Raw genomic sequence first — 12,527 nt, forward strand, 5'->3', positions numbered from 1 at the left:
GATGTCTAAAAGATTAGTAGTAGACCCAATTACAAGGATTGAAGGACATCTTAGAATAGAAGTAGTTTTAGATGAAAATAATAGAGTTGTAGATGCTTACAGCTCTTCAACTATGTGGAGAGGAATAGAAACGATTCTCAAAGGTAGAGATGCAAGAGATTGTGGACTTATAGCTATGAGAATATGTGGTGTTTGTACAGGTGCACATTACTGGACAAGTATAAAAGCTGTTGAACACGCATTAGGTATAACTCCTCCAACAAATGCAAGATTGGTTAGGAATCTAATAGCAGGTTCACTATATCTTCACGATCACGTTGTTCATTTTTATCATTTACATGCCCTTGATTGGGTAGATATCGTTTCAGCTTTAAAAGCAGACCCTTACAAAGCAGCAAAAGAGGCAGAAAATTACTCGGAAAATCCTTGGTACAACTCACCAACTCAGTATAAAGCTATACAGGAAAGACTTAAAAAGTTTGTAGAATCTGGAAGATTAGGACCTTTTGCAAATGCCTACTGGGGAAACAAATCATACAAGTTCACTCCTGAACAGAACCTGATAGCAACTGCACACTATCTTGAAGCTTTGGAAGCTCAAAGATGGATGGCTCAAATGATGGCGATATATGGTGGTAAAAACCCTCATCCACAATCAATAGTGGTAGGTGGTGTAACGTGTGTTCAAGATATTAAAAACCCTGCAAGAGCATCGTTATTTAAAGAACTACTTTTAAAATCAAGAGACTTTGTTTTGAGAGCTTATATACCTGATATTATAATGGCTGGTCAAGTTTACAAAGATGAGGCTTTAAACGGTGTAGGAGCTGGTCTTGGAAACTACCTTGTTTATGGAGATTTTCCGTTAGACGATAATCCGCACTATAAGGCTAAGCTTCTATTTTCACCAGGAGTTGTAGTCAATAAGGATTTAACAAAAGTTATTCCTTTCGATCAATCTAAGATTACAGAAGATGTCACCCACAGTTGGTACAAGTATGAAAATACAGACAAACCATTACATCCTTTTGATGGCCAAACAAATCCTAATTATACAGGGTTTGATGAAAATGGTTTATTAAAAGTTAATGAAAAGTATTCCTGGATAAAATCTCCTATATACGATGATATAAGAGTAGAGGTTGGACCACTTGCAAGAATGATTGTTGGATACGCATCAGGAAATGAGAGAATTAAAAACTATGTAGATAAAGCTTTAAAAGCTGCTGGATTACCTCTTCAAGCACTCTTTTCAACGGTAGGAAGAACCGCTGCCCGAGCTATAGAAACATGGATGATATCCGATGTAATGATAGAATGGATAGATCAGCTTGCATCTAATTCTGCAAAGGGAAATCTTGATACATGGACAAAGTTTGATTATGACAAATTAACGAAAGGGAAAGAGTTGAAAGGTTATGGATTATCAGAGGCTCCAAGAGGTGCGTTGGGACACTGGGTTAGAATTGTCGATGGAAAAGTTGCAAACTATCAGGCAGTTGTACCTTCTACTTGGAATGCAGGACCAAGAGATTACAAAGGAAGAATGGGTGCTTACGAAAGCTCTTTAGTTTCAAATATAACGCTTTCTAACCCGGATCAGCCATTAGAAATATTGAGAACAGTACACTCATTTGACCCTTGTATAGCATGTGCTGTGCACGTAATAGATACAAAGGGTAGAGAAATTGCACAGTATAAAATAGATCCAGTGTCTGGAGGTATGTGTTATGTCTGAAAAAATTGTTCCTGTAAAAAGAATGACTGTTACAATGAGAATAATACACTGGACTAATGTTTTTTGTATTATTACAGCTGTAATAACAGGTCTTTACATAGCCAATCCTTACTATCAGGCTTTAATATCAGAACCAGCAGCTTATAAATTTGTTATGGCTTATAACAGATTTTTTCATTTTATGGCCGCTCTTTTATTGGATATTGTTTCTATAGTTATAGCATACCTATATTTTAGAAGTAACTTTGAAAGGTATGCTTATAAGTTAATACCAAATAGGCAAAATATTAACGAATTTAAAGAAGTTTTCCTAAATCTCATAACTCTAAACAGAAGAAAAAATTTTGATAGCTCTCATGCTGATAGCTTTAATGTTGTTTGGTTTACAGTTTTACATCTAATGTTAGTGTTAATGTTATTTACAGGATTTCAGATGTACGTTGCTGGTTTAGAAAGTGGTCTTTCTTCTATAGGTAGTTGGTGGCCATGGCTTCTTCACATTGCAACTGATTGGACTTTATGGGTATTTGGGGGACTTGCCGGAGTTAGATTGGTTCACCATTTTACAATGTATTTAATCCTTGCTTGGGTAATGTTCCATATCTACTATCAGATTTGGAGAACTATATTCTGGAAAGAAGGAGATATTGCTATAGTTTTTGGCGGTTATAAATTTAAGAGAGTTAAGGAGTAGAAATACATAGAAAGGAAAGTAAGGCTTATTAATGGCCTACTTTCCTTTTATTTTTGAGGTAAATCATGAAGATAGCAGTTTTAGGAGTAGGAAACATACTTTTTAAAGATGAAGGTTTTGGTGTTTTTGCCGTTAAATATCTGCAACAGAATTACAAGTTCGATCCTGAAATACAATTGATAGATGGAGGAACAGGAGGTTTTAAACTTATTGAGTACTTTCAAGATTACGATTATGTGATTTTACTTGATGTTATCTCTGTTAACGATAAAGCAGGATCTATCTATAGGATAGAAGGAGAAAACCTTGCAAGTCTATCGTCCTATCATCAAACAGCCCACGAGGTTGAAGTACTTCAAATGATAGATCTTGCAGCATTAGGAGGTAAATCTGCAAAAGTAGTTGTTTTAGGTATAGTTCCAGAAGATATAACAAAAACAGAAATAGGATTAACTTCATCTTTAGAAAAAGTGTTTGAGTCTTTCATAAACCTTGTTCTTAAAGAAATTGACAGTCTTGGAGTTAAGTATGAAAAAATAAACAGTAAATCCCTTCAAGATGTTGTTATTGATTTTATAGGATCATATAACGACGTAAGGAGTTTTTAAATGGATGAAATTACCTTAGAGATTAAAATACCATACCCACATCAAAACGATATATTTTTACCTTTAATAAAAAGAATTGGAGAGAAGGAAGGTATAAAGGGCTATGTTGAAAGAACTTTGGAAGGAATAAAGATTGTAATATCTTCAAATGAAGATAAAGTAAAAACATTTATGGAAGTGTTAGGTTCAAAACTTCCCGTATCTTTTTTTATGAGTGATGCATCTGTTGAAATTTCAGAAGAAGAAATTACAAATGAAGATTTCTTTATTAAAAATGAAACTTTGAATATACTGCCAGTAAATTACGGTCTTTGTCCATCTTGCACTCAGGAGCTTCTAAATCCAAATAGTAAAAGATACCTGTACCCTTTTATATCTTGTAGTTTTTGTGGCTTTCAGTACAGTTACCTCTTTTATTATCCCTTTGATAGAAAAAATACGATTTTTAAATACTTCCAAATGTGTGATAATTGTCAACAAGAGTATGATTCTAAATTTAGTTTTAGATACAAGTACCCTTTAACATCTTGTTACGAATGTTTTATACCTGTATCATTCTATGAGGACAATGAAGAAGTATTATCTTTAAATCCCCAATCAAACTTGAATATACTTCTAAAGGTCGCAGAATACATAGAAAACGGTAAAGATATCTTATTAAAAACTTTGAATGGCTATAAATCAATTAGTAAACATTTTCAACCAAATTCTTACATCTTAATAACAAATCCGGAAAAGATAAGTGATATTGCATACCTTTCTAACAAAGAAGTGAGATTACTTGCTTCAATAGAAAAGCCTTCAGTAAAACTTCAGCTTAAGGAAGAATTTTCTAAGAAAGAGAATATTAATTTAAACTTTTGGTACCTTAAATTTCCCGATGATCCTCTCATTGTGTCATTAAGTAATTTTTTAAAGAAAAAAGGGATAGATTATGTTTTTGTAAACGATGAAAGTCATTCTCATGAAAATTGTAGAATAGATTTTGATATAAAAATAGAAAATCCCCAAAAAGAACTCAAAGTAGCCATTGTTCAAGGTAAAACTTTAGTCTTAGAAGGAGAAAAAGGATTATTTCCTTGTATTTTGAAGATAGATAAAGATGTGGAAAAAACAGTTAAATATAAAGGTTTGGGCTGTACAAAAGTAGGTAAAAATGAGTACCTTATAGATAAAGTAGATAAAATTCAAAATCTAGAAGAAAAAGATGAAATAAAAGGTCTGGATAAGTATGATCCTTATAAACTTGCTATAATGTCTGTTATAGCAGAACATAACCTTTTTGATGAGAAAGCTGTTTGTATATATCTTTCAAAAAGATTTGAAAGTGTAATAGCAGTAAAAAAAACAGATATAAAACCTCTTATAAAAGTACTTCCTTTAAGATCATCAGAAAATGAAGACCTAACTGTATCTTTAGTTTTATCCGAAATATCAAATCTATTACCAGAGTATGATAGATTAGTAAAAAGATATGCAGAAAAGTTTAAAATTAACTTAGAAAAAAACTATTTAAATGAATATTTAGAACTTTCTTATGGTCTTGAACCTATCTTTAACATTATAGGAAAGATCCTTAATATAGGTAACTTGGATACGATAGAAAGCAATGCTTTAGATTTTAAAATTTCAAGAGGGCTTATGGTAGATTTTGTAATTAGAGAAGATAAGGGGTCTTTCTATATAGACTGGCAAAAGGCATTGGCTAGTTTAATGTCTTATAGATTAGCAGGAGATAACGAAAAAATAATCTCTTTTTCAATGATAGAAAGTTTTTCAGAATTTATAGAAAATCAAGTAAGTAAGATATCTACTAAGTTTAACACCAATAATGTAGTTATTACAGGAGACTTCTTAAGTAATACAGTTTTGACAGGTAGAATTTTAAAACACCTTAGTAGATACAATGTATTTACAAATACATTGCTTCCTGTTAGTCATGAAAATTTTGTTTTAGGTGGAATGTTTATTGATTAAGAGGGCTGTTATAAAACTTACTGGAGCTGTTCAAGGAGTAGGTTTTAGACCTTTTGTTTACAACTTGGCTAAAAGGTATGGATTAAGGGGGTTTATACTGAATGACGGTAAAGGTGTAATTATTGAGGTAGAAGGAGAGGAAAAGGTTATAAAAGATTTTATTCTCTCTATACATAATGAAAAACCAAGACTTGCCAACATATTCTCCCAATCTGTAGAATTTTTTGAAGAATTAAAAAATTACGAAAACTTTAAAATTTTAGAAAGTAATTCTAATACTGAAAAAAACGTTTTTATACTTCCAGATATATCCACGTGTGATGAATGTTTAAGAGAATTGTACGACCCATCAGATAGAAGATACATGTATCCTTTTATAAACTGTACAAACTGTGGTCCCAGATTTTCAATTATAGAAAAGCTCCCTTATGATAGAGAAAACACCACAATGAAAAAGTTTAAAATGTGTCCTGAATGTGAAAAAGAGTACACAGACCCATCAAATAGAAGGTTTCACGCTCAACCAAATGCCTGTCCTGTGTGCGGTCCTGAAATTTCCCTTTATACAAAGGATAAGCAACTTATAGCAAAGTCGTTAGAGGCTATAGAAATACTAAGAAGTTTAATCCTTGAAGGGAAAATAGTTGCAGTTAAAGGTATAGGCGGATTCCATCTCGTGTGTGATGCTACAGATGACACAGCTGTCTCTACATTGAGAGAAAGAAAAAAAAGATTTGAAAAACCATTTGCAGTAATGTTTAAAGATTTAGAAACTGTAAAAGTATACGGAGATCCTTCTAATTTTGATGAAATTTTAATAAATTCTGCAGAAAAACCGATAGTCTTAATAAAAAAGAAAGAAAATACTGATTTATCAGAGAAAGTTGCTCCTGGTATAGATAGAATAGGTGTTTTTTTACCTTACTCTCCCCTCCATCATCTACTTTTAAAAATCGTAGGTAAGCCTCTTGTAATGACTTCTGCAAATCTTTCTGATGAACCTATTGTAAAAGATAACGAAGAAGCCTTTGAGAAACTTTCAGATTTTACGGACTACATTCTTATTCACAACAGAGAGATAAAAAACAGAGTAGATGATTCTGTAGTTTTTTCCGTTAAAGATAAAATGTTTTTTATACGTAGGAGTAGAGGATACGCACCCCTTCCAGTTAAATTGCCCTTTAGACTTAAAAATAAAGTTTTAGCAGTAGGAGGACACCAAAAAGTAACTATAGCCTTAGGAATAGATGATAAAGCCTATATATCCCAACATATAGGTGACTTAGAAACATTATCTTCTCAGCAAAATTTTGAAGAGGTTATAAGTAGATTCTTTGAGTTGTACGATTTTTTCCCCGGTGTTGTAGTGTCGGACTTACATCCTTTTTACTACTCGACAAAATGGGCAAAAGAATTTACATCTAAACACAATTTAAAGCTACTACAAGTTCAACACCATTATGCCCATGCTTTATCTCTCATGGTTGATAACCATTTTCAAAATGGGAAAATACTTGCTATTTGTTGGGATGGGACAGGATACGGGACTGATGGCAACCTCTGGGGAGGAGAGTTCTTGGTCTGTGATTACACAGGGTTTAATAGAGTATTTCATTTTGACTACTTCAAACTGTTAGGTGGAGAGATAGCAGTAAAAGAACCACGAAGAGTAGCACTATCAATCCTGTTTAAAATTTTTGGAAAAGATGCTTTAAGTTTAAAACTACCACCCTTAAAAGAATTTTCTGAAAAACAGATAGAAAGCTTTTACACTATATGGGAAAAAGGATTAAAAAGCCCATTATCTTCCTCTGTTGGAAGACTTTTTGATGCTGTGGCATCATTGTTAAATATACGCCAGACTTTGTCTTACGAAGGACAGACTGGTATGATAATGGAAAAGTTTTACGATTATACTGTAAAAGACCATTACTCATACGAAATAGAGAACGGATTAATAAATTACGATAGTACTTTTGTAGATTTAATATACGACAAAAGTGAAGTACCTATAAAAGTTTCAAGATTTATAAATACACTTATCAAGATTATTTTAGATGTTTCAAAAGAGTTTGACCTGCCAGTAGGATTTTCAGGGGGAGTTTTTCAAAATAAAGTTTTGTTAAATCTTTTGATGGAAGAAGATATTAAGAAGAAATTTCTCTATCATAAAAACGTACCTCCTAACGATGGAGGAATATCTTTAGGTCAAGTTATACATAATCAATTCTTATAATTACTTTTAGAGATAAATGAAACGATTTGAGATTTGGATAAAAGAGTGTTTGCAATTTCGTTTTTCTCTTTTAAGTTAGCTAAAAATAAAATACAGGTGATAAAAACGAAAATCCCTAAAACGCCACCTAAAACTCTATCTCCTAACTTAACATACTTTTTCTTGTAAATAAATCTTTTTAACATTTTTTCAATTATTAAACTAAAGCCTACTACAGCAAGGATAATCAGTAAAAATGATAGAAAGTTTACTACAGATGAACTTGCAGAAAAAATTGAAGAAAGTATACTACTAAAAGGTTTGTAAAAAGCAATACCTATAAAGATACCGCTAAAAAATCCAACAAATTTAAAAACAAGGTTTAAAAATCCTCTGTAAATGCCAAGTAGTAGAAAGTATAAAAAAGCTAAAACAAGTATAAAGTCGAGCATAATTATTTTTCGCAATTAACTTAACTTTTCTTTAACTATTTTACTTACGACAGCTCCTTCAGCTCTTCCTTTAACTTTTTCCATCACAGCTTTAATAACTTTTCCCATATCTTTAACAGAAGTTACACCAACTTCTTTGATTGTTTCCTCAACTATTTTACTGATTTCTTCTTCTGAAAGAGGTTGAGGTAAAAACTCTTGTACTACTTCTATCTCTTTAAGTTCTTTATTTGCTAAATCTTCTCTCCCAGCTTGTAAGTACTGTTGGTAAGCTTCTTTTCTTTGTTTTACGTACTTTTGAAGAATTGAGACAATCTCTTCATCAGAAAGTTCTTTTTTTGAATCTATCTGAACTTTTTTGATTTCAGAGATTAACATTCGGATAGTAGATAATCTATCTTTATCGCCACTTTTCATTGCGGCTTTCATCTCTTCTTGGAGCTTCTTGAAAAGTTCAGCCATTTATAGCAACCCTTTTTTCTTTAGTGCCTTTATTAATCTTTTTCTTGCAGCTCTTTCTTTTCTTTTTCTTTTAACAGATGGTTTTTCGTAAAACTCCTTTCTTTTATACTCTGTTAAAATACCTTCTTTTTCAACTATCTTTTTAAACTTCTTTAATGCTTTTTCAAAATCTCCTTCTACTAAAACCGTCGCCATTAACCTTTATACCTCCTAAAATGTAATTAATACAAAATATTTTAACCTTTTTAAAAACAAATTGCAACACAAATATTAAAATGATAAAATTTTTTAACAAAAATCAGGAGGAAGTGTATGGCTATAGTTTACTTTGAAAATAAATTTGTAGAAGAAGAAGAGGCAAAGATTAGTATCAAAACAAACTCTTTTCACTATGGAACAGCTGTATTTGAAGGAATAAGAGCTTACTACAACAAAGAAAATGATACCATGTACGGTCTATTTTTTAAAGAGCATTACGAAAGACTTTTTAAAAATATGAGAATACTAAATATGGAGATTGAAGAAAGTATAGACCAGTTAGTAGAGATAACTAAGGAGTTAGTAAAAAGAAATAACCATAAAGAAGATGTTTATATCAGACCAATCGTTTACTTTTCAGACCTTGCAATAGGTCCAAAGTTAATCGGTTATACTGCAAAGATTGCTATATACACACTTCCACTTGGAGATTACATAGACACAAACAAAGGTATTAAAGCAAAAGTCTCATCTTGGGTTAGACTTAACGATAATATGATTCCACCAAGGTTAAAAGTTACAGGTGCTTACGTAAACAGTGCTCTTGCAAAAACAGAAGCTTTACTATCAGGTGCAGAGGAAGCTATTGTATTGAATAAAGATGGTTTTGTATCTGAAGGAAGTGCAGAAAATATATTTATAGCAAGGGATGGAAAACTTATAACTCCTCCTGTTAGCGATGATATTCTTGAAGGTATAACAAGAAAAGCTGTTATGGACATTGCAACTGATTTAGGAATACCTGTAATAGAGAGAAGTATTTCAAGAACTGAGCTTTACGTAGCAGATGAGGTATTCTTCTGTGGGACAGGAGCTCAAATATCACCAGTTATAGAGATAGACGGTAGAAAAATAGGTAACGGCACTGTAGGAGATATAACCAAAAAGATAAAAGATATTTACTTTGACGCAGTAAGAGGAAAAGTAGAAAAATATAAAAATTGGGTCGTTGAGATAAAGTGAATAACGTTTTAGAGGGTTTAGAAAATATATTAAAATTTAAAGAAGTTAGAAGAGGTATCTATTACAGTGATATAGGATATGGAGAAAAATTCACAACTATCTCCATGCCTGTATCAAATCCAGATAGTCTTATTGAATATTCCTCCTTGCAACTTCTTAAAGAGATGATAAATAGATTTTTTAACGTTAGAATGCCTAAAGGATTTAGGATAAGAGTATTTATATACTCTGAAAAGGAAAAAGATTTCTTTGTTGACTTTTATAACTCTTCTTTAGATTTAGATGATATTCTTTACAATATCGATTTAGAAAATGCTGGTTCTGGATACAACTGTATAGGGTTATATAACTTTTTACAAGAAGATTTTAAAAAAGTTGTAAATTCTTCGAAAAGTTCAGGTGTAGATGTAATTATAAGAAATATTAAGACCGAGTATAAACCAAATGTAAAAACTATACTCTTTCTAAAAGATGATAGTTATATACTCACAGATAAGATGGATAAAGTTTACTATACTCCTTACTTGATAAATAAACCTTTAGCATTTTTAATGGATTTTATAAATAGAATATGATATACAAATTAAATTTAGCTTTAAAAATAATAATATCCCTAACTTTAGCTGGATATGTTTATCTTTTTGATTACGATTATAAATACCCCCTTTTATCTTTGATTTTAGCATATGTTGTAGGATCTTTCTTACTGAGTCCACTTTTACAACATAAGTTTTGGAAATTTTTCGTTTATACTTTAGACCTTGTTATGCTTACCTACTTTTCTTATGCAACAGGAAATGCTTATTTCTCACTGTTTTACTATATTCTCTTAATTCCTGAGAACAACATAAAAGGAAGTTTTTTCCTAAGTTTATTATCTATACCCGTTGTGGCTTATAATTTCTACCAAACAAACTTTTACGATTTTTTCTATCTATCCTTTGTTGTCGGATTAAATTTGTTTCTCTTGAAAAATATTTATTTTTATAAAGGTTTAAATAAGTTAATTCAAGAGAAAACTTCTATCGCTCAGGAAAATTATTTAGAGTATTTAAGATGTAAAACTAAATCAGAGTTTTATAAGAAATACTATGAAGTTTCTACAACTTTAAGACTTTTTAAAAAAGGTAAGATTTCTCCAGAGTTTTTCGGTAGCTTCTTATACAATATATTAAATGCAGATGGTGTTGTTTTATACAATAAAGAAGATAAAGAATGTTATAAGTACGGCTGTGATATTGACTGTAGTATTATAGAAGAAAGACTTTGTGAAGACAGACTTTATATAAACGAAGAGATAAATAAAATACTTGGTTTTAGATACATTTTTAGTAAAAAGTTTGATAATTTTCGTTTACTTGTAATGTACAAAGAGTTTCTCCTTGAAGAAGATGAAATAATTAACCTTATGATGCAATAAGTTTATCTTTTAGAAAATCAACTATTAATTTAAACTTTCTATCTTTATTCATTGTCTCTTCTACTTTATTACAAGCACTGATGATAGTTGAGTGGTTTTTCTTTTTAAAGTATGTGGACAGTGAAGATAAAGGTTCTTCTGTTAGTGTTTTTGATAGATACATAGCTATCTGTCTTGCCATAACAAGATTTTTGTTTTTTTTATCACTGAGTAAGTCTTTTTTATCAATTTTAAAGTAGCTGCAAACTTCATCTATAATACTATCCACAGAAATAGATTTAATCTCTTGAAGTTCTACAACATCTTTTAAAACTGTTTTTGCCACTTCAAGGTTTAGTGGTTTACCCATTATATCACAGTATGCTTTCAATCTTTTAACAGCTCCTTCAAGTTCCCTAACACTTGAATTGACTATCTTACCTAAGAAGATAGCAACTTCTCTAGGTATTTCTATGCCGTACTCACTGGCTTTTTTATTTATTATATTCACTTTTGTTTCTAAATCTGGCTTTGTTATTTCTACAATTAAGCCACTGTTAAACCTACTTATTAATCTTTTTTCTATACCTTTAAGGCTATTTGGCGGTTGGTCTGATGATAGTATAATCTGTTTTCCTGCGGTGTAGAGTATGTTAAATATGTGATAGAACTCTATCTGAGTTCTTTCTTTACCAACTAAGAATTGAATATCGTCCATTAGTAGTAAATCTACGTCCTTGTATCTCTTTCTAAACTCTAAAATCATTCCTTTTTGAATGTAAGAAAACATCTCAGATGCAAAAGTGTCTGCTGTTGTGTATATTATCTTTGCGTTTTGATTTCTTTTTAGTAGATGGTACGCAGTAGCATGTAACATATGAGTTTTTCCAAGACCAACGTCTCCATAAATAAAAAGTGGGTTAAATATTTTTCCAGGATTTTCTGCTACAGCTATACATGACTGGTATGCTACTTTGTTGTGATTACCTATAACTAAGTTTTTAAATGTGAATTTTGGATTTAAAGTTAAGTATCCGTAGAAGTTTTCATCCTCTCGTTTTTGTTCTTCTTTTTTTATCTCTTTTAATGAAATAACTTGTATATTAACGTCTTGTCCTATAACTTTTTTGGCGGATAAAGTTATATCCTCTAATAAATCTGCTAAAATCCAAGTTTTGTATACATTGTCTGGAGTATATATATATAAGCTGTTTTCTTTGAGTTCTACATAGTCTAATCCGGAAAGTAGTGAATATGTGTTTTCATCTACTTTCTCTTTTAAATCGGCAAGGACATTCATCCATATTTTGTTTTTAAAGATTTCCTTGCTTTCCATTTTATCCCTTTTAATTTATTTTTGGGGTTTAAATTATATTAAAAATTTTTAATTGATAATAGTAAAAATTTTTTGACAATAGAAAATTTTGTGGTAAAATTAATTAATTACACAAAAAACATCTTAATATCAATGACTTATATAATATAGTTGATCTTTAGATATTCTTTTAGTTCTTGCCTTCTCTCTGTAATTACAAATACTTCCTGAACTGTTGAACCTTTCTTCATGAGTAGTTTTGCACCTGTTTCTGTGTCGTACTGGTAAGTTATTATCTTTTTACCACTTTGTGCTTTTGGGCTTGTGTATATTCTACCTGGAATTGCTGATTTTATAAGACCCTCTTCAACGAGGGTCTGTAGGTCTTTTTCAAAATCTTCTATTATTGAATGTTCTCTTTTAATACCTTTTTTTCTGTATTTCAT

Annotated in this window: 13 protein-coding genes; 8 read left to right on the forward strand and 5 right to left on the reverse strand. The window is 31.0% G+C overall.

The genetic code is table 11. The features are described from left to right. Position 1 precedes the first annotated feature (1 nt). From SULAZ_RS03675 to hypF, 5 genes are all read left to right on the forward strand, one after another. A complete protein-coding gene (locus tag SULAZ_RS03675) occupies positions 2 to 1,738 on the forward strand; it encodes a nickel-dependent hydrogenase large subunit (protein ID WP_012674350.1) in 1,737 nt (578 codons plus the stop codon). Beyond that, positions 1,731 to 2,432: a cytochrome b/b6 domain-containing protein gene (locus tag SULAZ_RS03680; protein WP_012674801.1), complete on the forward strand. Its 702-nt coding sequence runs from the start codon at positions 1,731 to 1,733 to the stop codon at positions 2,430 to 2,432. Before SULAZ_RS03675 ends, SULAZ_RS03680 begins: the two co-directional genes overlap by 8 nt. A 65-nt stretch (positions 2,433 to 2,497) precedes the next feature. After that, entirely contained in the window at positions 2,498 to 3,040 is a 543-nt protein-coding gene (locus tag SULAZ_RS03685) for a HyaD/HybD family hydrogenase maturation endopeptidase (RefSeq protein WP_012674267.1), read from the forward strand. Beyond that, on the forward strand, positions 3,041 to 5,017 hold the full coding sequence (locus tag SULAZ_RS03690) for a Kae1-like domain-containing protein (RefSeq protein WP_012674547.1): 1,977 nt from the start codon (positions 3,041 to 3,043) through the stop codon (positions 5,015 to 5,017). Continuing rightward, complete coding sequence (gene hypF, locus SULAZ_RS03695; RefSeq protein ID WP_012674316.1) at positions 5,010 to 7,253, forward strand: carbamoyltransferase HypF; 2,244 nt, start codon at positions 5,010 to 5,012, stop codon at positions 7,251 to 7,253. Before SULAZ_RS03690 ends, hypF begins: the two co-directional genes overlap by 8 nt. Here the strand turns inward: hypF and SULAZ_RS03700 are convergent. Genes SULAZ_RS03700 through rpsU form a run of 3 tightly spaced genes read right to left on the reverse strand, consistent with a single transcriptional unit; the run spans position 7,241 to position 8,341 of the window. Beyond that, a complete protein-coding gene (locus SULAZ_RS03700) occupies positions 7,241 to 7,684 on the reverse strand; it encodes a CvpA family protein (RefSeq protein WP_012673978.1) in 444 nt (147 codons plus the stop codon). The genes hypF and SULAZ_RS03700 overlap by 13 nt on opposite strands. Before the next feature lie 15 nt (positions 7,685 to 7,699). After that, positions 7,700 to 8,146 (reverse strand): GatB/YqeY domain-containing protein, encoded by a 447-nt coding sequence (locus SULAZ_RS03705; RefSeq protein ID WP_012674366.1) that lies wholly within the window; start codon positions 8,144 to 8,146, stop codon positions 7,700 to 7,702. Then, a complete protein-coding gene (rpsU, locus tag SULAZ_RS03710) occupies positions 8,147 to 8,341 on the reverse strand; it encodes a 30S ribosomal protein S21 (RefSeq protein ID WP_012673621.1) in 195 nt (64 codons plus the stop codon). A gap of 117 nt (positions 8,342 to 8,458) precedes the next feature. Here rpsU and SULAZ_RS03715 point away from each other — a divergent pair, with 117 nt between their 5' ends. From SULAZ_RS03715 to SULAZ_RS03725, 3 genes are read left to right on the forward strand one after another with little or no spacing between them, the layout of a single operon-like run. Continuing rightward, positions 8,459 to 9,367 (forward strand): branched-chain amino acid transaminase, encoded by a 909-nt coding sequence (locus SULAZ_RS03715; protein WP_012674541.1) that lies wholly within the window; start codon positions 8,459 to 8,461, stop codon positions 9,365 to 9,367. Beyond that, complete coding sequence (locus tag SULAZ_RS03720) at positions 9,364 to 9,942, forward strand: hypothetical protein (protein ID WP_012673726.1); 579 nt, start codon at positions 9,364 to 9,366, stop codon at positions 9,940 to 9,942. The genes SULAZ_RS03715 and SULAZ_RS03720 overlap by 4 nt, the downstream gene beginning before the upstream one ends. Continuing rightward, positions 9,939 to 10,787 carry a hypothetical protein gene (locus SULAZ_RS03725; RefSeq protein ID WP_012674158.1) on the forward strand — a complete coding sequence of 283 codons (849 nt, stop codon included), beginning with the start codon at positions 9,939 to 9,941 and terminating at the stop codon, positions 10,785 to 10,787. The genes SULAZ_RS03720 and SULAZ_RS03725 overlap by 4 nt, the downstream gene beginning before the upstream one ends. Here the strand turns inward: SULAZ_RS03725 and dnaA are convergent. Both dnaA and SULAZ_RS03735 read right to left on the reverse strand, forming a co-directional pair. After that, positions 10,774 to 12,102: a chromosomal replication initiator protein DnaA gene (gene dnaA, locus SULAZ_RS03730; protein ID WP_012674858.1), complete on the reverse strand. Its 1,329-nt coding sequence runs from the start codon at positions 12,100 to 12,102 to the stop codon at positions 10,774 to 10,776. The genes SULAZ_RS03725 and dnaA overlap by 14 nt on opposite strands. Positions 12,103 to 12,239: 137 nt before the next feature. Beyond that, on the reverse strand, positions 12,240 to 12,527 hold the full coding sequence (locus SULAZ_RS03735; RefSeq protein WP_012674955.1) for a DUF2103 domain-containing protein: 288 nt from the start codon (positions 12,525 to 12,527) through the stop codon (positions 12,240 to 12,242).

It is taken from the genome of Sulfurihydrogenibium azorense Az-Fu1 (assembly GCF_000021545.1).
Classification (GTDB): Bacteria; Aquificota; Aquificia; order Aquificales; family Hydrogenothermaceae; genus Sulfurihydrogenibium; species Sulfurihydrogenibium azorense.

Excerpts from the sequence above, each read along its gene's own strand:
- SULAZ_RS03675 (WP_012674350.1), top strand. The coding sequence starts at position 2 with ATGTCTAAAAGATTAGTAGTAGACCCAATTACAAGGATTGAAGGACAT.
- SULAZ_RS03680 (WP_012674801.1), top strand. The coding sequence starts at position 1,731 with ATGTCTGAAAAAATTGTTCCTGTAAAAAGAATGACTGTTACAATGAGA.
- SULAZ_RS03685 (WP_012674267.1), top strand. The coding sequence starts at position 2,498 with ATGAAGATAGCAGTTTTAGGAGTAGGAAACATACTTTTTAAAGATGAA.
- SULAZ_RS03690 (WP_012674547.1), top strand. The coding sequence starts at position 3,041 with ATGGATGAAATTACCTTAGAGATTAAAATACCATACCCACATCAAAAC.
- SULAZ_RS03700 (WP_012673978.1), bottom strand. The coding sequence starts at position 7,684 with ATGCTCGACTTTATACTTGTTTTAGCTTTTTTATACTTTCTACTACTT.
- SULAZ_RS03705 (WP_012674366.1), bottom strand. The coding sequence starts at position 8,146 with ATGGCTGAACTTTTCAAGAAGCTCCAAGAAGAGATGAAAGCCGCAATG.
- rpsU (WP_012673621.1), bottom strand. The coding sequence starts at position 8,341 with ATGGCGACGGTTTTAGTAGAAGGAGATTTTGAAAAAGCATTAAAGAAG.
- SULAZ_RS03715 (WP_012674541.1), top strand. The coding sequence starts at position 8,459 with ATGGCTATAGTTTACTTTGAAAATAAATTTGTAGAAGAAGAAGAGGCA.
- SULAZ_RS03725 (WP_012674158.1), top strand. The coding sequence starts at position 9,939 with ATGATATACAAATTAAATTTAGCTTTAAAAATAATAATATCCCTAACT.
- dnaA (WP_012674858.1), bottom strand. The coding sequence starts at position 12,102 with ATGGAAAGCAAGGAAATCTTTAAAAACAAAATATGGATGAATGTCCTT.
- SULAZ_RS03735 (WP_012674955.1), bottom strand. The coding sequence starts at position 12,527 with ATGAAATACAGAAAAAAAGGTATTAAAAGAGAACATTCAATAATAGAA.